Origin of the sequence: Rufibacter psychrotolerans (assembly GCF_016924645.1) — a bacterium.
Lineage (GTDB): Bacteria > Bacteroidota > Bacteroidia > Cytophagales > Hymenobacteraceae > Nibribacter > Nibribacter psychrotolerans.
Genome location: NZ_JAFFJV010000005.1, coordinates 174,160 through 197,601 on the forward strand (window position 1 = coordinate 174,160; position 23,442 = coordinate 197,601).

Here is a 23,442-nt window from a genome sequence, read left to right on the forward strand (position 1 = left end):
GCGTGACCAGGCAAGTCTGCCTTAAAGGAAAAAGAATTAACTAAGCCGGGCCACAGGCGGGCCGCGCGGAGAGGTGGTTTGTGGATAGCTGAACTTCCAGATAAAGGCGTAACCAGCCTGATAGCTGTCTATCAACGGAATAGGAGCGGTAAACGCCACTACGGTCTCTGAGGGTTGAAAAGGCGTATTGAACAACTCGGCCGTTGGACAATGCGTGTGCTTGTTGTCAATGTGCGGCCGGTTCTCGTCGTGGGGTTTGTCTTCTGAGTGCGCGTGGGCGTGCAAAGCCACCAGTACCTTTTCAGGTACCATCACCCGCATAAACAGCAGGAGCAAGAGGTAGGCACTTATGGTTCTAAGACAACGCACTTTCAAAAGGGGAATAAGCAAATATAGGTCCTAAAAATAATAGTTGTACAGCAAACGTCAGACAAACAGGAAGAACGGCAGCTATAAGCTATTGAAACGAGGAGGTGCGGGCTTATGTTTTTAGGGTGTTTCTCAGAAACTGGGCTATAAATGAGAAATGCTTTGCCTTCACAGAGTTGCTCTTATCCGCTGGCGCGAGCTTGCAGCTCGTGTCCGCACGCATTCCCGGGATAATCGATTCACCCACTCCTGTCATCTTGGGAAGATCTTGTAGGCAAACTAGAAAAGCCTTAAAGAGACGCTACTACTGTTTGCTCACAAGATCCTTTCAGGGTGACAGAAAGAAGCAATGGAATGCGTGCGGACACGAGCGGCAAGCTCGCGCCAGCGGGGCATAAACGAGTAAATTGTTCTTTCATAAAACGCCTCAGCTAATCATTGACATTCGCCAATGCTGCTCCTGCCATATTTTTTCTGCCATCCTGTCACTTTTGACGTAGGTGGAACAGCTTTTGCCAAGCCTCTTCAAAACCGCAATACATACACATCGATATAAAGGAAATGGAAGAAAAAGGCACGATTTCGATTCACACCGAGAACATTTTCCCTATCATCAAGAAGTTTTTGTACTCAGACCACGAGATCTTCTTGCGTGAGTTGGTTTCAAACGCTGTAGACGCGAGCCAGAAGGCCAAGCGTTTGTCGGTGATTGGTGAACTGAAAGGCGACCTGGGTGACCTGAAGGTGACCGTGAAGGTGGACAAAGAGAAAAAGCAGATCATCATCTCGGACAACGGGATAGGGATGACCGCCGAGGAGATCAAGAAATACATCAACCAGATTGCCTTCTCCGGCGCCACTGAGTTTGTGGAGCGCTACAAAGACTCTACTGACAAGAGCCAGATCATCGGGCAGTTCGGTTTAGGTTTCTATTCTGCCTTCATGGTGGCCGGCACCGTGGAGATTGACACTTTGTCGCACCAGGACGGCGCGGAGCCTGCGCACTGGATCTGCGACGGTTCTACAGAGTTCTCCATCACTACCGGCAGCCGCACTGAGCGTGGTACCGATGTGATTTTGAACATCGCCGAGGATTCTGAGGAGTTCCTGGAAGAAGCCCGCTTGCAATCCATCCTGAACAAATACTGCAAGTTCCTGCCAATTCCGGTAGAGTTCAACGGCGAGACCATCAACAACCCGAACCCCATCTGGACCAAGTCTCCGTCTGAACTGACCGACGAGGACTACAAGAACTTCTACAAAGAACTGTACCCGTTCTCTGAGGACCCGCTGTTCTGGATTCACCTCAATGTAGACTATCCGTTCAACCTCACCGGTATTCTTTACTTCCCTAAAGTGAAGAATGAGTTCGATTTCCAGAAAAACAAAATTCAGTTGTACAGCCGTCAGGTATTCATCACCGACGAGGTGAAAGACGTAGTGCCTGAGTTCCTGATGCTGTTGCACGGCGTGATCGACTCCCCAGACATTCCACTGAACGTGAGCCGCTCCTTCCTGCAGGCCGATGCCAACGTGAAGAAAATCAATACCTACATTACCCGTAAGGTGGCCGATAAACTGAACGAGATCTACAAGAAAGACCGCACTGCCTACGAAGAGAAGTGGAATGACATTGCGGTGTTCGTGAAGTACGGCATGCTTTCTGACGACAAATTCTACGAGAAAGCCAAAGACTTCGCCCTGCTGCAAAGCACCGACGAGAAATTCTACACCCTGGAAGAGTACCGCAATTACGTGCAAGCCAATCAAACCGATAAAAACGGCCAGTTGGTAATCTTGTACACTACGGATGCCGAGAAGCAGCACGCCTTCATTGAAACCGCCAAGAACCGCAACTATGACGTGGTTAAGCTGGACACGATGATTGACCCGCATTTCATTGGTCAGTTAGAGCAGAAACTGGAGAAAACGACCCTGAAACGCGTAGACGCCGATACCATTGACAAGCTCATTGAGACCGATGCCAAGCCGGCCAGCGTGTTGTCTGAAGACGAGACCAAGCGTTTGAAAGAGTTGTTTGAGAAGGCCATCAACAACCAGAACATGACCGTAGGCGTGGAAGCCCTGAGCACCGATGACCAGCCGGTTATCATCACCCTGCCTGAGTTCATGCGCCGCATGAAAGACATGAACCGCATGGGCGGCGGCGGCATGATGATGGGCAACTTCCCAGACATGTACAACGTGACCATCAACGCCAATCACCCCATCAACCACCGTATCCTCAAGCACAACGACGAGCGCGGTGAGAAGATAGCCAAACAAGCCTATGACCTGGCGTTGCTGTCGCAGAACATGCTTTCCGGTGCAGCCCTTACCGCGTTTGTGAAGCGCAGCGTGGAGCTAATTGACAAAGAATAGTCTGTCGTTTTTAAGTAGTTTTATAGAAAAGAGGCCGGAAACGTACGTTTACCGGCCTCTTTGTTTTTACATATCTGCGAACGTGCTCTTTCATGGTTTGGCTCTGCTCCCGTTCCAGCTTCACATCTCTTTTGTCATCCTGAAAGGATCTTGTGGGCGAACGGTAGTGGCGTTATTGTAAGGTCTTTCTAGTTTTCTAACAAGATCTTTCCAAGATGACAAGGAAAGTTAGTAGCCCACCAAGCCATCTAGTTTATAGAGGGTAAGAAGAGAGTTAGCTTTGGAGGTGTCTTGTTTTTGAAGGGCTGCGAAATAAGGCTTAATTAGTTTACTGGCAGGTGATTGGGGTGCTTTCTTCTGAAGATATTGGTACGCCTCAGCATAGGATGGATCTAGTTTGCCATCCTCAAAGCTCAGTACTGGCGTGTTGTCCATCCCCTCAAATAAAGTAGCTAAATAACTCTTTCTCTCTGATTCAGCAGATTTCCGAAAAATGAAATCAGGATGTTTGCGTAAGAAGTTTTCTCTCCAGATTACCCTATCCGCCAATTGAACAGGACTAATTGTTAAGCCGCCATCTTCTGAGAAGCCCTCTTTGTGGTCCTTGTTCACCTGAACGAGGTATTCTTTAAGAACTGGGCTTATAAAGCTATAGAAATGCTTCGCGATGAAATCACGGTCTTGCTTTAAATAGGTCGCTCCCTCCGTCATGTCCACTTCAAAGCCATTGGCTATCATTTTATTATTATAGTCTTTTAGTTTTTGGGTTAACGCCAGCGGATTGGGTTCATCATATACCAAGACTAGGGGCTTATAGTCGGTAGAATCCTGAAAATGGATTTCATTGATAGTATTATCAACTCGCCGGTAGAATTTTTCGAAGATGACGTACCCAGAGTCTGCCATGGAAGAGGGTTGGCCTTTGAACAAAGAGGTGTACTTGTCTGCTGCCTTAGACACGCTGGTAACATCTCCGCTATCTAGTTTCGCCAGGAACTGCTGATACTCTATCAGCGGAGAGACTGTTGGTGTACTTGTTCTCTCAGGAAGTTGCGTTGGTGCCTTCGTTTCTTGCTGGGGAGGACTAGTTTGTTGGCATGCTGCTACCAGAAGCAAAACGCCTGTAAACAAATAGAGCAATCCTCTCATAGGTCTGAAAGATGGGAAGTGGTTGGGTCTAAAGTAACAGTTTTAAAGTAGTTTTTACCAAAAGAGCCTGGAAACTCATGTTTCTAGGCTCTTTGCTTTTAGGCTCCTTTCTGTCTCTCTTCTGTCATCCTGAAAGGATCTTGTGGGCGAACGGTAGTAGCGTTACAACACAGCTTTTCTAGTTCGCTAACAAGATCTTTCCAAGATGACAGGAAAAGAAGAAATGATCAGAGTTTAACATTCCAGGTGGCGCAGTTCAGAACGCCTCCATGGTAAGCGATTTCATTTGATAGAATAGGATGAATAATGCAACCAGGGTACAGTTCCTTCATCTTCGCTAGAACAATCTCGTCCTCTGGTAGACCAAAGAAAGGGAGCAGGATAACATTGCCCACTTGAGCGAAGTTGATGTAACAACCTATGGCAGTATAATCTCCGTCTTCATTTTTCTCGTCTGATGGCACGTAAGGAAACAGAACAATCTCCAGACCGGTATTTTTCAGAGCTCTGGCAAGACGTTGCTTCCAACTAGGGCTTGCATGGCTGAAGTCATTCACCAGCAACCGATGCTCGTCTAAAAAACGAACCATTCCATCTGCATGGCCGGTAAAGTCATAAGGCTGACTAGGTATAACAAATAGTTCTTCCACTTGCAGTTCATCTTTCACAGCTGCTTTAACTACCTCTTTAGATAAGTGGCTGTTCTCTGTGAAGACTCTCTCCGTAACAATGGCTTTGCTTTTTGCCTTCACTACATTGCCTCCGTCTAGCTTCAAGGAGGAATGTTTTACAGGTGAGTGCCAATCCAAGGGAACCTCGGCAACATTGGTTCTGAGGTGGCGGTACTTCTTAGGTTCAAGATAGCTTGGGTCATAAATGAACTGCACCAATCCATCGTCTGACACTTGTACCGGCATGTAATCGCGGCACCAGATGTCTTTAGTGCCTTGAAGCAGGCTGTAGTTGATGCCTTCTTTGTCTAGGATGCTTTTCAGCCTGAGCCAGAAAGGCCTGTATTTTTTTTCGGTGGCAAGTAATGCAGACAGGTAGACAAAATTGGTTTCCTGGTCTATTATCATTTCGCCCTTAGCTCTCTCTTCAGAAAAGGCAGTAGCTGCATTGGTCATATTTTCCATTACCAGTGAATATAGTAAATTCTGAATAGAAAGGAGCTCCTAAAACCGCAAACGCAGATGTACAAAGGTGTTTGCTTAATACTGATAGAAGATCAGGTGCTAGCCTGTTTCGCCCAGATCAAGACCCCGGTGCCGAGGAACCCAGGATGGCGCCGGCTTTCCGGTATTGCTGCAGGAGGGCATTCGCCCGGAGTTTGTCTGACCGAACCAAGGCTTTGAAGTAGGGTTGTACCAGTTTGTTGGCTTCTGAGGCGGGGGCGCATCTATGGAGTTCCCGGTACGCCACGGCGAAGTAGGTGTCCAATTTTTTGCGCTCATAGGTAAGGACGGGCGTGTTGTCCAGCCCAGCCAGTAGAACGGTCAGGTAGTACTTCTTCCTTTCTGCACTTTCCTTCGCGTACAGGAACGTGGGGTTTCTGGCCACGAAGGATTCCCACCAGACTACCCGGTCCACAAACGCTTCCTCAATGATGGTGAGGCCGGTATCATCGGCGAAGCCTTCCTTGGTTTCTTTGTTGACTTGTTCCAGATACTCCCTCAAAACCGGACTGATAAACGGATAAAAGTGCCGGGCGATAGAGTCGCGGTTCTGTTTCAGGTACGTTCCCCCTTCCCGTAGGTGCACTTCAAACCCGTTGGCCAGCATGGTTTGCTGAAAGTCCTTCTGCGTTGGGGTAGGTTGGGCAGGGTTGGCCTCCCCGTGAACCTGCGCCAGCAGATTGGAGTGGGCGGCATTTTCCCCGTGCAGGCGGGTGAGGGCGGTGTTCACCCGCTGGTAGAACCCCTCAAACACCGCGTAGCCTGAATCGGCGAGCGCCGGCCGTTGCGCCTTGAACAAGGAGGCGTACTTTTCGGCGGCTTTGGAGACATGCGTGACATTGCTGCTGTCTAACCCCGAGACATACTTTTCATACGCCTGAAGGGGAGGCAGACTAGGGTTCATTTGCCCCACCAGAGACAGAAAGGCCGTGCTTACCTCCTTCGCCCGAAGATCGCCCTTCATCCGGAAGGCGAACAGCACAAACAAAGCAAGAATGAACAGGCTGAGAAGCTTCTTCATAGAACTAAACCAGATGCGTTTCTATGGCATGTAGAAGTGGTGTCTCAATATACAAAATACTTTGAGGGTAACGCCCGGTTTTAGGGGCGCTTTCGTGAAAACAGCTCCAAAACCGGGCACTTCTCTCCTGTTGTGGTGCCGATGCTGGCGCGTGGGCCAAATAGTAGCGGCGCAGCCCCGGTCTTGATTGCTACTTTGGCGGCAATCCTTCATCTTGCGGTTTAATCTCCTACTATCCCTCAAGTTATGACGAATTCCTTGCTTTCGTACCTGTCCATGGGCTTGCTCACGCTAGCGCTGGGCTGCTCTTCCTGTTCTAAAACCTCCACCACAACTGCTTCGTCTACGGCTTCCTCCAGCGGTTCTACTGCGGCCAAACCAGCCAAGGCCTTGCTGACGGGTGCCGACCAAACCCAGAAATATGTGCCCTATCTGAAGGGCAAGAAAGTGGCCATGGTGGTGAACCCGTCCTCCATCATCGGGGGAAAATCCAGTGTGGATAGTCTGTTGGCTTCGGGAATTCAGATCGTGAAGGTGTTTGGGCCCGAGCACGGGTTCAGGGGCAATGCCAGCAACGGCGCCAAGGTAGACGACGAGGTAGACGCCAAAACCGGCATTCCCATTATCTCGCTGTACGGCAAAAAGCGGAAGCCTAGCAAAGAAGACCTGGCCGGCGTGGACGTGCTCATCTATGACATCCAGGACGTGGGCGTGCGCTTCTACACCAACATCAATACCCTGCGCGATGTGATGGAATCCTGCGCCGAGCACAACGTGGAACTGATGGTGTTGGACCGCCCCAACCCGCACGCCTACATGATTGACGGGCCCATCCTGGACATGAAGTATAAATCGGGCATCGGGCAGTTTCCTATTCCTATTGCGCACGGCTTAACCGTTGGCGAATTTGCCCAGATGGTGAACGGCGAAGGCTGGATGGAGAAAGGCCTGAAACTGAACAAGCTCAACATCATTAAAATGGCCAATTACCACCATGACATGCCGTACGTGCTGCCGGTGAACCCCTCGCCTAACCTGAACACGCCGCAATCGGTGATGCTGTACCCCAGCCTGTGCTTGTTTGAGGGAACCATCATCAGCCAGGGCCGCGGCACGCACATGCCGTTTACCGTGTTAGGTGCCCCAGCCCTGAAAGGTAAATATTCGTTCTCCTTCACCCCGGTGAGCATCAAAGGCATGAGCGAAACCCCGCTGCACATGAACGAGGAATGCTACGGCCTGGACCTGCGGAACTATGACGTAGAGCAACTCAGAAAGAAACGCCAGATCAACCTGAGCTGGATGATAGAACTCTACAAAGCCTACCCCGAGAAAGCCCGGTTCTTTGACTCTTCTTACAGCAAGCAGATGGGCGTGATTGAGCGCCTGGCCGGCGTAGCCGATTTCCGGAAACAGATAGAAGAAGGCTGGTCTGAAGAGCAAATCCGGAAAACCTGGGAGCCCGGCCTGAAAGCCTTCAAAGAGATGCGGAAGAAGTATCTCTTGTATCCGTGAGGTAACACCAGAAAGCCACCCCCGTTTCAGCGGTAGTTTCACAAAAAGAGGCCGGAAATGCTCCGGCCTCTTTTCATTCTAAAGGCACACCTTCTTTGCTCTCCAACCTCTCCCTTTGTCATTCAATCCTTCTCTCTTCCTCCTCCAGCCCTCTGTTTGTCATTCAACCTCTTTCCTTGTCCCCAACTCCTCTCTTGTCATATACCCTCTCCCTTTGTCATTCAATCCTTCTCGTTGCCTTCCAACTTCTCCCTTTGTCATGCATCCTCTCTCTTTGTCATCCTGAAAGGATCTTGTGGGCGAACTAGAAAAGCGTTTATTCAAGCGCCACTACCGTTCGCAACCAAGATCCTTCCAGGATGACAAAGAGACAATACCTTCCAGGACGACATAAAGACAATAAATAATGATGAAGAAAGCCGAGCCTCTTGCAGCGCGAGGAGGAACCTACTTAGCCGCAGCGTGTAAAGCCGAAGCCGCTACGGGCTTTCTGCTAGTGAGCCACAGATTCACCAGCAGCAGCACCAGCAGAATTCCTGAGTTGACGGCTAGCACCGGCAAGGCCCCAGAGATCTTCCCTAACGTCATCAGGAACATATTGGCAATAGCTTGTACCACCATCACTTTCTCCAATCTGCTGAGCGAAGGCGGCAACAGCGCACACGCTCCTGTCAACCCGAAAGTCAGTAGCCCGAAACCGTTGGTCATGTCATAACTGAATTGGGTGGAAACCATGGTGCTCAACGCCGCCGCCAGAATAGCCCAAGGCAGCTTCCCGCTCCGGAACTGCTCCAGCGGAGTGGGCTCGGCAGGCATCATCACTTCGGGAGAAAACAGGAACCAGAAACGTTTAGACTCATACAGCAGCAGGCTCAGGTTCAGCAGCAGGAACACAGTGTTCACGTAGGGCGTGCCGGTCCAGTTCTGCGAAACGGTAACGGCCAAAATAGAGATGTTCATAGGCACCAGCATCACGGCGCCCAGCAGACTGAACCGCTGCGAGAACAGCAACGCGCCTATGATCACCTGGCATACCGCCACTACCTGCGCAAACAACCCAAGGCCGTGCTTGGCGAGCGCCTCCTCCAGCCAGGGCGGACCAATCAACTGCCCGAAGTTCCCGTGGGTGAGTTTACAGATGCCCGCCGAGAAGAAGACGTAGCCTAAAAAGAGCCGGATGAGGAGCACGAGAAAGTCTTTGTTTCGGAGCATGGTCTGGTAGATTGAGGTGAAAATCAGGAGCCCGATTTCAACCATCGGCTCCTATCATGACTCCAAGTAAAAGAGAGTTCCACAGCCTGAAAAATCATTTAGACCAACCGCCCAATTACTTAGACGAATCCTCGGAAATGGTTGGCAACCAGTTTGGTTCCTATCCCCGAGTACCTATCTATTAGGGCAGCCCATGTAATGTACAAAAGCGGAGATAAACGAAAAAGGGCAACCACAAGGATTGCCCCTACATTTCTGATATATTAGCCAGAGAGCTTATGCCCCAATTTTCACCGAGGTCATGGTCAGTGAGCCGCCCACCATTTTATCGTTGAAGAACGAGGCCTCTTCGTCTTTGCCCTGCAGCCCCAGCGTGTACATGAGCGGCAGGTAGTGTTCCACCGTGGGGATAGCCAGCAGCGCTTCCTTGCCCAGGGTCTGGTAGTGGATGAGCGGCTGGTGGTCGCGGTTCAGGATGAGTTCCTTGAATTTCTCGTTCATGGAGTGGGTCCAGTCATAGCCGCCACCGTTGATCATGGCCCAGTTCATCATGCGCAGGTTGTGCACCATGTTGCCGCTGCCGGCAATGAGCACGCCTTTCCTGCGCAGCGCCTGAAGCTCTTTGGCCAGATCATAGTGGTACTGCGGACCTTTGGTGTAGTCAATGCTGAGCTGCAGCACCGGAATGTTAGCCTCGGGGTACATGTGCCGGATGATGGTCCAGGTGCCGTGGTCCAGGCCCCAGTCATGGTCCAGTTCCACGTGGGCGCTTTTGATCAGGTCAACGGTTTCCTGGGCCAGCGCAGCATTGCCGGGAGCCGGGTACTGCACCGCGAACAGTTCTTTCGGGAAGCCTCCGAAATCATGGATAGTCTGCGGGAAATCCATGGCCGTGATCTTGGTGCCCTTGGTAAACCAGTGCGCCGATACCACCAACACCGCTTTAGGCGTGGGAATCTCCTGCGCCATCTTCTTCCAGCGTTGGCTGAACTCGTTGTCTTCAATGCCGTTCATAGGCGAGCCGTGCCCAATAAAGAGCACCGGCATGGTATAGTCCTGAGGCGTCAGTTCCTCGGTAAATTTCCGGAATGCGCTTAAAGTAGTCATGGTGATTGCTCCTGCTGCCAGTGATTTGATAAAAGTTCTCCGTTCCATCATGTTGGTAAGTATGGATCAAGAAAAGTGACGTTGCCGCGGCAGCTACTGGCAAAACAACCTCTCTCTGCCGCAGGTTCACCATACAAAGATCGCGTGCGGCGGGGCCGAAAAGAATAAGGTAGTTTAAGAAATCGCCTGCCGGTACAAATCCAGCCCTTCGGATTTGATGGTGCTGAAGAACTCGGGCGTAATGCCCAAATATGAGGCGATGTGATACTGCGGAATGCGCTGGCTCAGGTCTGGGAACTTGAGCAGGAAATCACGGTAGTTCTCGGCGGCCGTCTGCGTCATGCCGGTGAGCATCCGCTTCTTGAACGCGAAGTAGCCGTTTTGGAGCAGTTTCCGGAAAAACAGGTTGAAAACGGGACGCTCCTGCGTGAGCTGCTCAAAGGCATTGATGTTGATCTGCACGTACTGCGTAGCTTCCAGCGCCTGAATAGACAGCATAGCCGGTTTGTTGAACGCGATGTCGCTGATCCAGTAGCGTTCTACCGCAAACTCCAGATTCACCTCCTTGCCCGCCTTGTCAATGATAAACGACCGCAGACAACCCTTCTGCACAAAGTAGATGGCGTGGTTCAACTCGCCCGTACGCAGCAAATACTCCTTCTTCTTCGCTTCCTGTGTGGTGCAAATAGCCAGGAACGCCGCTTCCTCCTCTGCGGTAAGCGTGACGTGTTGGGCAAGGGCGGCGGTGAGGAGGTTTTGGGGCAAGACTTTATGATGTTGTAATGATGGTTGCTCCCGGCACCAATGGCGTAGCCAAGACTTCCTTCAACGCAGGAACAAGGGCCTTTAGCGTGATATAGGTGTTATCTGGAGCGGCCAGGACGAGAACCGGAACGGCGAATTTGGTGAGATTCTGCTGGAATTGAAGGTTTCTATCAAAAGTTAGGAAGGCATCAAAACCTTCTGCCAGGAGCAACTGCATTAACTCTCCGTTCTTCTTCCCGTTCCACCCTTTGTCCCGCACGGTATAGATTTCATGTTCCTCGAAATCCAGCTTCAGTCGTTTAGGAAGGTTCTCGTCAAGCAGCAGTTTCATACAACTGCTCTATGTTTTTAGACGTGACCAGCTTTCCGGCTATTCCTAACACGGCTACGGCTTGTTCTCTATCTACGGTAGGAAAATCCTCTAAAAACTCATCCAGTGAAATCCCCTTTTCCAAATGCGCAAATAAAGTCTCAATAGGAACCCGGGTTCCTTTAAACACCGGCTGACCTGCCAGAATCTCTGGGTCAATGGCGATATAATCTTTGATGGTTGCCATGGTGAAGTATACGGAGAAGATGCCTTCAGGAGCGCGGTGAAATACCTTTAATATAATGCTGCTCTTTTCTGTCATCTTGGAAAGATCTTGAGAGAAGGCTAGAAAAGCGCTGGAGTAAACGTCAATACCATTCGCCCACAAAATCCTTTTAGGAGGACAAGGAAAGTTCTTTGTAGAATGCTTTCAATGGCGCGGAAGTTACTTCCGTGACTAACGAGTAAGAGAAAGTCACGGAAGTAACTTCCGCGCCATAGTCAGGAATGGCAGAAAACATCCCTATCCGCTCTCTAAAGGAAGAATCATCAAGAGGAGAATCTTCCGTTTTGGCCTGTTTTCTTAAAATTTGGTCCTAAACGGAAGGGTACTACCATTCCCCACAAAATCTCGCTTTCGCCTCCAGGAACTCCTGCCACATCTCCTGCACAATCTGCCCGGCGGGTTTAATGTCCTGTACAATGGCGGCGGCCTGGCCTATCTCCAGTTCGCCCTCTTCCAGGTCGCCCTCGTACATGCCGCGTTTGGCCCGGCGGGAACCTAGTAGTTCCGCTAACTCCAGGGGAGTGGCGCCCCGCAGTTCGGCGGCTTTCACGTCCTGGTAGAACTTGTTTTTGAGCAGGCGCACGGGCGTGAGTTGTTTCAGGGAGAGTTCGGTGTCGCCTTCCTGGGCGGCTACCACGCGCTCCTTGAAGCTGGGATGCGCACTGGACTCTACGCTAGCCACAAACCGACTGCCTACCTGCACGCCCTCGGCTCCCAGCGCCAACGCACCGAAGATTCCCGCTCCGTTCGCAATGCCGCCTGCGGCAATAAGTGGTAAATTCACGGCTTGCCGCACCATGGGAATCAGGCAAAAGGTGGTCGTTTCCTCGCGGCCGTTGTGGCCCCCGGCTTCAAATCCTTCGGCCACAATGGCGTCTACTCCGGCTTCCTCGCACTTACGGGCAAACTTCACGTTGCTCACCACGTGCACCACTTTGGCCCCGTTCTCCTGCAGCACCTTGGTCCAGGTCTTAGGGTTACCCGCCGAGGTGACCACTACCGGCACTTTCTCTTCCAGGATGATTTTGAAATGCTCTTCCAGGTCTGGGTACAGCAGCGGCACGTTCACGCCAAAGGGTTTATCCGTGGCCTTCTTGCATTTCTGAATGTGCTCGCGCAACGTGTCTGGGTACATGGAGCCGGCGCCAATGAGGCCCAAGCCACCGGCATTGCTCACCGCCGAGGCCAGTTTCCAGCCGCTGCACCAGATCATGCCGGCTTGTATAATGGGGTACTGGATGTGAAAGAGTTGGGTGATTCTGTTGCTCATGGTCTCAAGTATCATGTAGCAAGTAGCAAGACTACAGCCTTGTTTGATGCTACATGATGGATGAATGTTCTACTATAAAGTCGTGCTACCTGATACGTGCTACTTGCTACTAAAAATCAGTGGCTAAAATCAATCTCAGTGCTGTCGCCAATGTTCAGGCGCTGGCTCAGGCCTTTCAGGGCAGAGTCTGAGCCCACCAGCGAGTCTTCCAGCACGGCGTAGCCCAGCTCGGCGTAGCCGCCGATGATGGAATTGCGCACAATGGTGTAGTTGAGGATAGCGCCTTCGCCAATGGCCACGTTGGGGCCCACAATGGAGTTGGAGATGTGCACCCCTTTGCCAATGCTCACTGGCGGAATAATGATGGTGTTGGGAAAGTCCAGGTGCTCGGTGCGCTTGAACTCGGGGCGGTTGAGCAGCGTGGCGTTGGCCTGCAGCAGCGTGTCTTTGCGGCCGCAGTCAAACCAGTGGTCTACGGTCAGAGGCACCATCTTCTCGCCGCTCTGGATCATGTGCATGAGCGCATCGGTGAGGTGGTACTCGTTCTGCGTCCTGATGTCCTGGGCAATGATGTGCTCCAGGGCCTCTGCCAGGTTAGCGGGATTGTTGATTTTGTAGAGCCCCACCAGCGCGAAGTTAGACTTAGGGATCTTGGGCTTTTCTACCACCTTGGTGATGAACCCCTCGGCGTCCAGCTCGGCAATGCCAAACAAGGTGGGCGTCTTCACCATTTTCACCGCCAGGGTGGTGTGCTCCGCCGCAAAAAGCTGCTGCAGGTCTACGTCTACAATGGTGTCGCCCAACTGGATGAGCAGGTCCTGTTCATGGCGGAACGTTTCGCGCGCGGCCCACAGGGCGTGCCCCAGCCCCTCGCGGGGCTGCTGCACCACAAACTCGGCCTGTATGTGCGGGTACTTGCGCTGCACGTAGTGCATGATCTTCTCGCCCAGGTAGCCAATCACAAAGACAAACTGGGTAATGCCCGTGGCCTGCAGCCGTTCAATAATATGCCCCAGCATGGCTTTGCCGGCAATGGGCACCAGCGCCTTGGGTTGGGTGTGGGTGTGGGGCCGCAAACGGGCGCCCATGCCCGCTACCGGAATTAATGCTTTCATATCACCTGTAAAGGAGGCTTAACACCACAAGCTACACAATTTAGCGGTTTGTTTGGCATCTATCCCGCCAGAAGAACCTCCCGGGCGCCTTTCCTCCAAAATATTAATAGAGTTTTCTGAATATATAACGAGATGCCCTTATCTTTAGAAACCAACTTCTACGTAAACCAGCGGACAGGGTACACCCGGTTTTGGGCCTGTTGCAGGAAAATGGCCCTAAAACGCATATTTTCTGGCCGGGGTACGTATAGAAGAAGCCTTTGTGCTACAAGTACTGTGTTGTCATTACCTATTCTGAACAAATAACCTACTATGAAAAAAGCATTGCTTTACCTTTTCGGCTTGGTGATTCTGGCCTCGCAGAGCTCCTGCGGCTACAATGAGATGGTGCAGAAAGACGAGGCTGTCTCCAGCCAATGGGCCCAGGTGCAGAACTCCTACCAACGCCGGGCCGACCTGGTGCCTAACCTGGTGAACACCGTGAAAGGCGCCGCCAACTTTGAGAAAGAAACGCTTACCCAGGTGATTGAAGCCCGCTCCCGGGCCACCAGCATCCAGCTGAACGCCGACCAGCTGACCCCCGAGAACATCCAGCGCTTCCAGGAAGTGCAGGGCCAGCTGAGTGGTTCGCTCTCGCGCCTGCTGGCCACCGCCGAGGCGTACCCAGACCTGAAGGCCAACCAGAACTTCCTGGAGCTGCAGGCCCAGCTGGAAGGCACTGAGAACCGCATTTCCGTAGAGCGGCAACGCTTTAACACCACCGTGCAGGACTACAACTCGTACATCAGGGCGTTTCCGCGCAACTTCTTCGCCGGCTGGTTCGGGTTTGAGCGCAAAGGCTACTTTGAGGCCGATGCCGGTGCCCAGCGCGCCCCCACGGTACAGTTCTAAGCAAGTAGCAAGTATCAGGTAGCAAGACTTCTTGAGCCTAGCTGTTGGACTGCACTCTGCCAACCTACCTATGCGTTTCTGGCCTGATTCCTCAAAATCAGGGCAGAAACGCATCCTCTAACATGACTCAAGACTCATCACTCAAGACTCAGAACTCTCAAAATGCCACGCGATACCATCACTGAAGCAGACGAGGCCGTTATTGTGGCGGCCATTCAGGAAGCCGAGCGCAATACCTCCGGCGAGGTGCGGGTGCACATTGAAGATACCTGCGAGGGCGAAGTGCTGGACCGGGCCACCCAGGTGTTTGCCTACCTGCACATGCACCAGACCAAACTCCGCAACGGGGTGCTGTTCTATGTGGCCATGAAAAGCCACAAGTTTGCCGTGCTGGGCGATGCCGGCATCAACGCCGTGGTGCCCAAAGATTTCTGGGTAGAGATCAACAAAGTAGTGATTGCCGATTTTAAGCAGGGCAAGTACGCCGAAGGGCTGAGCAAAGGCATTAAAATGGCGGGCGAACAGCTCAAGGCGTATTTCCCCTACGCCGGAGACCACAAAGACATCAATGAGCTGTCTGATGATATCTCCTTCGGCAGTACCCTTGACGAGACTAAAAAGTAAATGAGAAAATCTATCTGGCTTCTGGGAGTACTATGGCTATGGGCTTGGCAAGGGCTGGCGCAGGATTTTCCGCCCCGGCCTAACCCGCCGCGCCTGGTCAATGACTTAGCCGATATCCTGAGTCCGCAGGAAGAGCAGGCCCTAGAGCAGAAGCTGGTCAACTACAGTGACAGTACCTCCACCCAGATTGCCGTGGTCAACATCACCTCCATTGGCGGGTATGACATCTCAGACTACGCCTTTCGGCTGGCCGAGCAGTGGGGCATTGGCCAGCAGGGCAAGAACAACGGTATTCTCATTCTTACTGCGGTAAACGAACGCCGCGTGTTCATTGCCACCGGCTACGGCATGGAGGGCGTGGTGCCAGACGCCATTGCCAAACGCATCACCGAGTACACCATCAAACCCGAGTACCAGCAGGGCAACTACTACGCCGGCCTGGACAAAGGCACCAGCTTTATCATTGACGTAGCCAGCGGCGAGTATAAAGCCGACCCGCGTGATCGCCGGGGCGAGGGCGAAGGCGGTATTCCGGTGCTCTGGATCATCATTGGCCTGCTCATCCTCATCTTCATCATCAGTCGGCGGGGCGGCGGCGGACGCGGTGGTCGCCGGGGCATGCGCACCCTGGGCGGACCGTTCTTCCCACCTGTGATCTTCGGGGACTTCTCCGGCGGACGTGGCATCTTCGGGGGCGGCGGTGGCGGCTTTGGAGGAGGCGGCGGTGGTTTCGGCGGCTTCGGGGGCGGTAGCTTCGGGGGCGGCGGGGCCGGATCCAGTTGGTAATGCTTTGGCTTCACCTGTTGTAAAATCAGGTGTTGTGATCGTGAAGGCGTTTAGAGGTTGTTTTCTGTAAAACAGGCTCTAAACGCTTTTTGCTTTGTAAGGATGTTGCTGGTGGGGTGACGCGTTGTCTATGGACTGTTGCAGGTCTAACGGCGACTTGCCTAGGGCTTTAAAAGCGGTTGCTTAGTTTGCTTTTTTGCTGGCGAACTGCTGCTGGTCTATGGACTTATACGCAGTGCTGTTCCATCTTTTCTGAAAAGCGCTCACGGCTGCGGGGCCCCATCTTTGCCCCTCGCACTGCCCTTGCGGCCCACCTCTGTTTGTCTCTCTTAGCTTCTGTCACTCAAGGGCCACAAGCGAGGCGCTCGAGCCAAAGACTGAGATCGGGATCTTCCAGCTGTGGACTTGCATAGCAGCGGTTTAGCCAATTATTGTGCTAGAACTTTTCTTTCTATGGCGCGGAAGTTACTTCCGTGACTTGCGAGGTTGAAAGTCACGGAAGTAACTTCCGCGCCATAGTTGGGCGGCTTCAGAACACCAAACCTCACAGGTTTAGAAAACCTGTAAGATCTCTCTACTCAACCCACAGCCTTGCCCACGCAAAAGACATCGCAGTGTCTTCCAGACCTGCGAGTGTCTCCTCACTTTTCTTGAAAGCGGGTAATACCTTCCCTCTTCCCAATGGTTGAGGTTTCCAACTTTTCACCGTTCAACTTTTCACCGTTGTTGGTGTTCTCACCAACAACCTGAACTACGCTCCATGAGCAAGCTCCTCCTTTTAAGGGAGCAAGAAGAATCTTGACGCTGATTCTGCTCGCGCTTTTCAAGTTGATCCCAGATGCTCAACCTAACAATAGGAACCATAAAGCATAAGAACCATAAAGCCTCAAGATTATTGACGGTCAGGCTGTGAGGCAACAAAAAAGCCGATCCCACAGGGATCGGCTTTTTTGTTTATTGCAATGCATTAGCACATCAGCACATTGAAAAATTAGCACATTACTCCGCGTTGCGGTTCAGGCAGTTCAGGTCTTGGAAGGCTTCTTTCAGGCGGGTCACGAAAGACTCTTCGCCGGCGCGTAACCATACGCGGGGGTCGTAGTACTTTTTGTTGGGGCTGTCTTCGCCGGTGGGGTTCCCAATCTGAGCTTGCAGATAGTCTCTTTTGCCTTCGTAGTAGTTCTTGATGCCGTCCCAGAATGCCCACTGCATGTCGGTGTCAATGTTCATCTTGATGGCACCGTACTCAATAGCCTCGGTGATTTTCTCTTTCTCAGAGCCAGAGCCGCCGTGGAATACGAAATCCACAGGATTGGCCTCAGTGCCAAATCTCTGCTGAATATAGTCTTGAGAGTTTTTCAGGATCTCAGGGCGAAGCTCTACGTTGCCGGGCTTGTACACGCCGTGCACGTTTCCGAACGCCGCAGCCACCGTGAAACGGGGGCTCACTTTCAGCAGTTCTTCGTAGGCATAAGCCACGTGCTCAGGTTGCGTGTATAAGTGGGCGCTGTCAACGTCAGAGTTATCTACGCCGTCTTCTTCGCCACCGGTTACGCCTAGCTCAATTTCAATGGTCATGCCCATTTTGGCCATGCGCTCCAGGTATTTGGCAGAGATTTCAATGTTCTCTTCCAACGGTTCCTCAGAAAGGTCTAACATGTGCGAGCTGAACAGGGGCTTGCCGTGCTGGGCGTAGAATTTCTCGCCGGCATCCAACAGGCCATCAATCCAGGGCAGGAGTTTCTTGGCGGCATGGTCGGTGTGCAGCACCACCGGAACACCGTAAACTTCGGCCATTTGGTGTACATGGTGGGCACCTGAGATGGCACCGGCAATGGAGGCCGCCTGGCCCTCGTTGCTCAGGCTTTTACCCGCGTAGAACTGGGCACCACCCTGGGAGAACTGGATGATCACCGGAGAGTTTACCGCCTTGGCCGTCTCCAACACCGCGTTGATAGAGTTGGTACCAATTACGTTTACGGCCGGAAGGGCAAAGTTATTTTCGTTCGCATACTTGAATAAGTCCTGCACTTCGTCGCCGTACAGAACGCCAGATCTAAATTTAGGCATGGATTAGCTAGTTTTGGTCTTCAAGCAAAACTAGCTAAATTCTGCAATAGTTCTAAAGTTTCTTCTTGCGGGCGAGTTTGGCATATTCGCGCTCCACGGCGTCATCCTGGAAGCCGTAGTACGCTTCGTAGTAGTTGAACGCCAGGCCCACGCCCCAGCCAAACGTGAGCCAGGCCGGCCAAGGCAGGCCCCCGGTCATCATGCGAGGTTCCTTGGAGAGATACCAAACGCCCCAGACCAGGATATTGACCAAGACATACATGGCGAAATGACGCCTGAAGGCCACGCGCTTCTTGGCCAGTTTCCAGAGGGATTTGTCTTTTCCGGCTTCCATAGGCTGGTGAAATATAGTAAGAACTAAATATAAGTATAAATACGAATGAATGTTCGTATTTATGTTATAGGCTCCCAGTTTAGTCCTTAAGTAGTGCTGCCTGTCAGCTCACCGGCCAATACGTGGACCTCTAGCGTTTGATGAGGTTCGCCTCACGGCAGTTACAAACTGCCAACCATGGTAGGTCCAAGTCACAGACTTGAACCATAGAAAAGTAAGAAAGGCACGGAAGGAACTTCCGCGCCATAGAAAGTTGCCGGCAGACAGGGCTACGTAACAGACTGGGCCGGATCAGGCAAAGAAGGCACGAGCTGCAAGCTCGCGCCAGCGATAAAAGCACGTGTATCAAAAAAAGGGACGGAGGTAGTGCTGCGTCACAGTTTATAAAAGTAGGTTGGGAAGCAACCCAGCCGCTATACAACGCAACTGGTAGAAGATCCCGATTCCAGTCTTTGGCTCGAGCGCCTCGCTTGTGGGCCTTGGATAACATGAACTAAGCACAAACTGCAATTGTGGGCCGCAAGGGCAGTGCGAGGGGCAAAGACGGGGCCCCGCGGCCGTGAGCGCTTTTCAGAAAAGATGAAACAACTCAGCCTATAAGTCCATAGACAAACTGCCGCTACGCCAGCAAAAAGCTAAATAAACAACCGCTTTTGAAGCCCTAGGCAAGCAGAAGCTACGCCAGCAACAGTCCATAGACAACGCGTCACCCCACCAGCAAAATGCAAAACCGTTTAGAGCCTGTTCCGCAGAAAACGGCTCCAAAACAAAACCCTTCAACTTTTTACGCAAACCATAGTTTATACAAGAACCACCATTGCACAGCCGCCGCTTTGCCCGTACCTTCGCTAGCCTATGAGTACACCAGACAAACGCCTGTTTCTGCTAGACGCCATGGCGCTCATCTACCGCGCCCATTTCGCGTTCAGCAAGAACCCCAGAATCAATTCCAAAGGCATGAACACCGGGGCAGCCCTGGGATTTACCAACACCTTGGTAGACCTGCTGAACCGCGAGAAGCCTACCCATATTGGCGTCTGCTATGACGCACCCTCAAAAACGTTCCGGCACGAGAACTTCGTGGAGTACAAGGCCAACCGCCAGGCCATGCCCGAGGACATCGCCATTGCCATTCCGTACGTGAAGAAAATTGTGGAGGCGTTCCGCATTCCGGGCCTGATCATGGACGGCTATGAGGCCGATGACATCATCGGGACGCTGTCCTGCAAAGCCGAGAAGGCCGGGTACGATGTCTACATGATGACGCCCGACAAAGACTATTACCAGCTGGTCACCGACCACGTGTTTGTCTACAAGCCGGCTTTCCTGGGCAACGCCATTGAGGTAATTGACAAACCCAAGGTGCTGGAGCGCTGGGAGATCAGCAACGTAAAGCAGGTCATTGACATTCTGGGCCTGCAGGGTGATGCCGTGGACAACATCCCAGGAATCCCCGGAATTGGTGAAAAGACCGCGAAAACGCTTATCCAACGCTTTGGGAGTGTGGAGAACCTCATCGCCAACGCACACGAACTCAAAGGCAAGCAGCGCGAGAACGTGGAGAAATTCGCGGAGCAGGGCTTGCTGTCCAAAGAACTGGCCACCATTCACCTGGACGTGCCCATTGACTTTGACGAAGATGGATTGCGCTATGATGGTCCGGACACCGAGAAACTAGCCGCCCTGTTTGACGAGCTGGAATTCCGGCAATTGGCTACCCGAGTGCTGGGCACCGCCTCGCCGGCCGTTCCCAAACCCGTGCCCAATAAGCCTACCGTGGGCAAAGGCGTAAAATCCAGCGTGCCTACTGGCCAGACTTCGTTGTTTGGAGCCACTGAAGAAGCTGTTGCCCCGGAGATTGGCTCGGCCGTTGAACCTGCGGCAGATGAGTTCACGCCACGGGTACGCAAAACCATTGATACCACGCTGCACGAGTATCACCTGCTCACCACCCCTGAGCAACGGCAGCAGCTTTTGAAATATCTCAAACTGCAGAAGGAAATCTCTTTTGACACCGAGACCACCAGCATTGACGCCATCACGGCTCGGTTGGTAGGGATGTCGTTCTGCTACGTGCCCGGTGAGGCCTACTACATTCCGGTGCCGCCGCACGATGAGGAAGCCGCCTTTGAGATAGTGCAGGAGTTCAAGGAAGTACTGGAAAGCCCCTCCATTGTGAAGATTGGGCAGAACATTAAGTACGACCTGGTGGTGTTGCAGCGCTACGGCATTGACGTACAAGGACCACTTTATGACACCATGCTGGCCCATTACCTGCTGGAGCCCGACATGCGCCACAACATGGATCTGCTGGCTGAGACCTACCTCAATTACACGCCCATTTCCATTGAGACGCTGCTGGGCAAAGGCAAAAACCAGCTCACCATGGACAAGCTGCCAGCCCTGCAGATCTATGAGTACGCCTGCGAAGACGCCGATGTCACCTTGCAGCTCAAAAACTACTTTGACCCGCTTCTGGAAAAACAAGGCCTGAAACGCCTCTTCAACGAGGTGGAGAACCCGCTGCTGCGCGTGCTAGGCCACATGGAACGCGAAGGCGTGAGCATTGATGCCGAAGCCTTAGCGGAGTCGTCTCAGGTGCTGCAAACCGATATTCAGGAGATAGAGCAGAAGATCTTCAACCTGGCGGGCATGGAGTTCAACATAGGCTCTCCCAAGCAATTGGGCGAGGTGCTGTTTGACCGCATGGGGTTGGGTGGTAGCAAGATCAAGAAAACCAAAACCGGCCAGTACGCCACCGGCGAAGAGATCCTTTCTAAACTGGCCTTTGAGCACGAGATTGTGCAGCTCATTCTGGACCACCGGCAGTTGACTAAGCTGAAGAGCACCTACGTAGACGCGCTGCCGGCCTTGGTTTGCAACGAAGATAACCGCCTGCACACGTCCTACAACCAGGCCGTGGCCGCTACTGGGCGTTTGAGCTCCACCAACCCCAACCTGCAGAACATTCCTATTAGAACGGAGAAAGGCCGCGAGATACGCAAAGCCTTTGTGCCACGTGATGAGAACCACGTGCTCCTCTCCGCTGACTACTCGCAGATTGAGTTGAGAATCATGGCGCATTTCAGCAACGATGCCACCATGAAAGAGGCCTTCCAGAACGGGCAGGACATTCACGCTTCCACGGCGGCCAAGGTGTTTCACGTGAATGTGGAGGACGTGACTTCAGACATGCGCCGGAAAGCCAAAACCATCAACTTCGGGATCATCTACGGCATCTCGGCCTTTGGTCTGGCCGAGCGTCTGGCCATTCCGCGCCGCGAAGCCGCCGAGATCATTGAAGCGTATTTCCAGGAGTTCCCAGCCGTGAAAGAGTACATGGACAGCGCCATCAACCAGGCCCGCGACCAGGAATACGTAGAAACGCTTCTGGGCCGCAGACGCTACCTGCGTGACATCAACTCGCGGAACCAGAACATCAGAGGCTACGCCGAGCGAAACGCCATTAACGCGCCTATCCAAGGCACCGCCGCCGATATCATCAAGATTGCCATGATCAACATTGACCAATGGCTGCGCGACGAGAAACTGGCCAGCCGCATGATCCTGCAGGTACACGATGAATTGGTGTTTGACGTGCTCAAAGAGGAACTGCCCGTGGTGCAGCCTAAGATTGAGGAACTCATGAAAAACGCCTTCCCGCTGAGTGTACCCATGGAAGTAGGCCTGGGCACCGGTGAGAACTGGCTGCAGGCACATTAAAGCCGGTGACACACTCCGCCGCAACGGCATAAGAAAGCAGAGCAGATAAGCCCTAAGTAGAATCACTGCGGAAGGGGCCTTGCAGAGCCTCCCGCTTCCCAAATAAAAAAGCGCAAAGCAGCCGAAACTGCTTTGCGCTTTTTTATGCCCTTTGATGAATCGGCTCTAAAGCAGTGGGGGTTCCCCAAGTTTACAGCCTAAGAGAACTCGTGCAGGTGGGGCGCAGGTATTTTGGGGTGGGCTGAATGCTCTTTTCAGCGGTAATTCTGGCGCCTTTGCGTTTCAGGCAGGTTTTGGTGAAAAATGCCCGGAAACAAGGTGCTGCAGAACTGGCCGGCAGCGGTAAAAGGAAAGGCCCTGAGGCAAACGCAGGTGCATTGTGCCTCAGGGCCCGGATAGGGAGGAGAGCTTAGGCTATTGGGCCTTCAGGGTCATGTTCTCTTCCACGGTTTTGCCGTTTATCTTGGTAGAGAATGAAATCCTGAACGTGGAGGCATTCAGCTCCTCAATGTTGTAGGTAGACTCAGATTCGCCTTTCATGTACGCGATGATGGAAAGCGGGTAGTCCCAGGTGATCTGGCCATTGTCTACCTCGTAGCTGCCAGCGAAATTGTTTTCGGCTTCTTCGGCGGTCAGGATAAATTCACCCTCGCCATCAAACTGGGCGTACACATCAGATTCATATTCATCCTCAATCACATCGGCCTCCTGGGTGCCTACTTTCACGGTATGTTTGGTGACGAGCCACTCATGTTTCTCTAGTTGGCTCACGTCAATGCGTGGTTTTGGATCTGCATCATCTTTGTCTTTCTCACAAGAGGTAAAAACAAGGGTAAAGGCGGCCAGAAGGGTAAGGAGATACGTTTTTTTGAACATGGCTGTAATTGGTAAAATAAAACAAAAACGGGTTATGGGTTGAGTAAATTGGTTGCTCTTCTGAACGGGGCCCTCTTTTTGTTACTCTTTGATTTATAGTGTTTTGTGTTGTGGAGTAGGTTGCCGTTCTTGTACTAAAGACTTGTAACCCAGGGGTTTCCCCTATGGGCAGTTTGTAGAAAAGCGGCCTTCTTGCCTAAACCCAGATTTGGCGCGTCCCAAACCGGATATAGCAGGCCTGAAACAGCCGGGGCTCAGGAAGAAAAATGCCAGGAAGTGGGGGGAGTGGGAGTACTCCGCAAGGGAGCGCGGGTATTGGGGGCACTTTTTCTGCTAAGCAAATGGGGGCGCTAGCCAGATTGCCTGTTGGCTGGGAGAGACTGTGGCTGGTTCTGGCTTGGCAGAGGCAAGGTAGGAAAGAGAGGAGCCTTTGTTTTAAGGGCGTTTTTGAGAAAAGGACCC

Annotated in this window: 20 protein-coding genes; 6 read left to right on the plus strand and 14 right to left on the minus strand. The window is 52.4% G+C overall.

Going from position 1 to position 23,442, the window contains the following annotated elements:
• Positions 1–36: 36 nt before the first annotated feature.
• Positions 37–336, minus strand: a complete 300-nt coding sequence (locus JT718_RS06570) for a hypothetical protein (RefSeq protein WP_205501437.1) — start codon at positions 334–336, stop codon at positions 37–39.
• 594 nt (positions 337–930) lie between these two features.
• Here JT718_RS06570 and htpG point away from each other — a divergent pair.
• Positions 931–2,751 carry a molecular chaperone HtpG gene (gene htpG / locus JT718_RS06575; protein ID WP_205501438.1) on the plus strand — a complete coding sequence of 607 codons (1,821 nt, stop codon included), beginning with the start codon at positions 931–933 and terminating at the stop codon, positions 2,749–2,751.
• A 228-nt stretch (positions 2,752–2,979) separates the two neighbouring features.
• On the opposite strand, the gene JT718_RS06580 is transcribed toward htpG, so the two are convergent.
• The 3 genes from JT718_RS06580 to JT718_RS06590 all read right to left on the minus strand — a co-directional run bounded on the left by JT718_RS06580 (position 2,980) and on the right by JT718_RS06590 (position 6,096).
• Positions 2,980–3,900, minus strand: coding sequence for a hypothetical protein (locus JT718_RS06580; RefSeq protein WP_205501439.1), 921 nt, complete (start codon positions 3,898–3,900; stop codon positions 2,980–2,982).
• A gap of 227 nt (positions 3,901–4,127) precedes the next feature.
• On the minus strand, positions 4,128–5,036 hold the full coding sequence (locus JT718_RS06585; protein WP_205501440.1) for an agmatine deiminase family protein: 909 nt from the start codon (positions 5,034–5,036) through the stop codon (positions 4,128–4,130).
• 118 nt (positions 5,037–5,154) lie between these two features.
• Positions 5,155–6,096, minus strand: coding sequence for a hypothetical protein (locus JT718_RS06590; protein ID WP_205501441.1), 942 nt, complete (start codon positions 6,094–6,096; stop codon positions 5,155–5,157).
• Between the two features lie 246 nt (positions 6,097–6,342).
• Here JT718_RS06590 and JT718_RS06595 point away from each other — a divergent pair, with 246 nt between their 5' ends.
• Complete coding sequence (locus JT718_RS06595) at positions 6,343–7,611, plus strand: exo-beta-N-acetylmuramidase NamZ family protein (RefSeq protein ID WP_205501442.1); 1,269 nt, start codon at positions 6,343–6,345, stop codon at positions 7,609–7,611.
• Positions 7,612–8,058: 447 nt separating this feature from the next.
• Here the strand turns inward: JT718_RS06595 and JT718_RS06600 are convergent, their stop codons facing one another.
• From JT718_RS06600 to JT718_RS06630, 7 genes are all read right to left on the minus strand, one after another.
• Positions 8,059–8,823, minus strand: a complete 765-nt coding sequence (locus tag JT718_RS06600) for a DoxX family membrane protein (protein ID WP_205501443.1) — start codon at positions 8,821–8,823, stop codon at positions 8,059–8,061.
• Positions 8,824–9,099: 276 nt separating this feature from the next.
• Complete coding sequence (gene ygiD / locus JT718_RS06605) at positions 9,100–9,930, minus strand: 4,5-DOPA-extradiol-dioxygenase (RefSeq protein WP_205501505.1); 831 nt, start codon at positions 9,928–9,930, stop codon at positions 9,100–9,102.
• Positions 9,931–10,104: 174 nt separating this feature from the next.
• Entirely contained in the window at positions 10,105–10,695 is a 591-nt protein-coding gene (locus JT718_RS06610; protein ID WP_205501444.1) for a Crp/Fnr family transcriptional regulator, read from the minus strand.
• Positions 10,696–10,699: 4 nt separating this feature from the next.
• The gene (locus tag JT718_RS06615; protein ID WP_205501445.1) at positions 10,700–11,026 is read right to left on the minus strand and encodes a DUF5615 family PIN-like protein; all 327 of its coding nucleotides are present in this window, start codon (positions 11,024–11,026) and stop codon (positions 10,700–10,702) included.
• Positions 11,010–11,327 (minus strand): DUF433 domain-containing protein, encoded by a 318-nt coding sequence (locus tag JT718_RS06620; protein WP_240336965.1) that lies wholly within the window; start codon positions 11,325–11,327, stop codon positions 11,010–11,012. The genes JT718_RS06615 and JT718_RS06620 overlap by 17 nt, the downstream gene beginning before the upstream one ends.
• 289 nt (positions 11,328–11,616) lie before the next feature.
• The gene (locus JT718_RS06625; protein ID WP_240336966.1) at positions 11,617–12,576 is read right to left on the minus strand and encodes an NAD(P)H-dependent flavin oxidoreductase; all 960 of its coding nucleotides are present in this window, start codon (positions 12,574–12,576) and stop codon (positions 11,617–11,619) included.
• A 101-nt stretch (positions 12,577–12,677) separates the two neighbouring features.
• Positions 12,678–13,676, minus strand: a complete 999-nt coding sequence (locus tag JT718_RS06630; protein ID WP_205501446.1) for a sugar phosphate nucleotidyltransferase — start codon at positions 13,674–13,676, stop codon at positions 12,678–12,680.
• Positions 13,677–13,988: 312 nt separating this feature from the next.
• Here JT718_RS06630 and JT718_RS06635 point away from each other — a divergent pair, with 312 nt between their 5' ends.
• The 3 genes from JT718_RS06635 to JT718_RS06645 all read left to right on the plus strand — a co-directional run bounded on the left by JT718_RS06635 (position 13,989) and on the right by JT718_RS06645 (position 15,977).
• Positions 13,989–14,567, plus strand: a complete 579-nt coding sequence (locus JT718_RS06635; RefSeq protein ID WP_205501447.1) for a LemA family protein — start codon at positions 13,989–13,991, stop codon at positions 14,565–14,567.
• 162 nt (positions 14,568–14,729) lie between these two features.
• The gene (locus JT718_RS06640; RefSeq protein ID WP_205501448.1) at positions 14,730–15,191 is read left to right on the plus strand and encodes a TPM domain-containing protein; all 462 of its coding nucleotides are present in this window, start codon (positions 14,730–14,732) and stop codon (positions 15,189–15,191) included.
• A complete protein-coding gene (locus JT718_RS06645) occupies positions 15,192–15,977 on the plus strand; it encodes a TPM domain-containing protein (protein ID WP_205501449.1) in 786 nt (261 codons plus the stop codon).
• A gap of 999 nt (positions 15,978–16,976) precedes the next feature.
• On the opposite strand, the gene fbaA is transcribed toward JT718_RS06645, so the two are convergent.
• Both fbaA and JT718_RS06655 read right to left on the minus strand, forming a co-directional pair.
• Complete coding sequence (fbaA, locus tag JT718_RS06650; protein ID WP_205501450.1) at positions 16,977–18,047, minus strand: class II fructose-bisphosphate aldolase; 1,071 nt, start codon at positions 18,045–18,047, stop codon at positions 16,977–16,979.
• Between the two features lie 52 nt (positions 18,048–18,099).
• Positions 18,100–18,381, minus strand: coding sequence for a 2TM domain-containing protein (locus JT718_RS06655; protein WP_205501451.1), 282 nt, complete (start codon positions 18,379–18,381; stop codon positions 18,100–18,102).
• An 855-nt stretch (positions 18,382–19,236) separates the two neighbouring features.
• Here JT718_RS06655 and polA point away from each other — a divergent pair.
• Positions 19,237–22,104, plus strand: coding sequence for a DNA polymerase I (gene polA / locus JT718_RS06660; RefSeq protein ID WP_205501452.1), 2,868 nt, complete (start codon positions 19,237–19,239; stop codon positions 22,102–22,104).
• A gap of 414 nt (positions 22,105–22,518) precedes the next feature.
• On the opposite strand, the gene JT718_RS06665 is transcribed toward polA, so the two are convergent.
• On the minus strand, positions 22,519–22,980 hold the full coding sequence (locus JT718_RS06665; RefSeq protein ID WP_205501453.1) for a hypothetical protein: 462 nt from the start codon (positions 22,978–22,980) through the stop codon (positions 22,519–22,521).
• Positions 22,981–23,442: the final 462 nt, after the last annotated feature.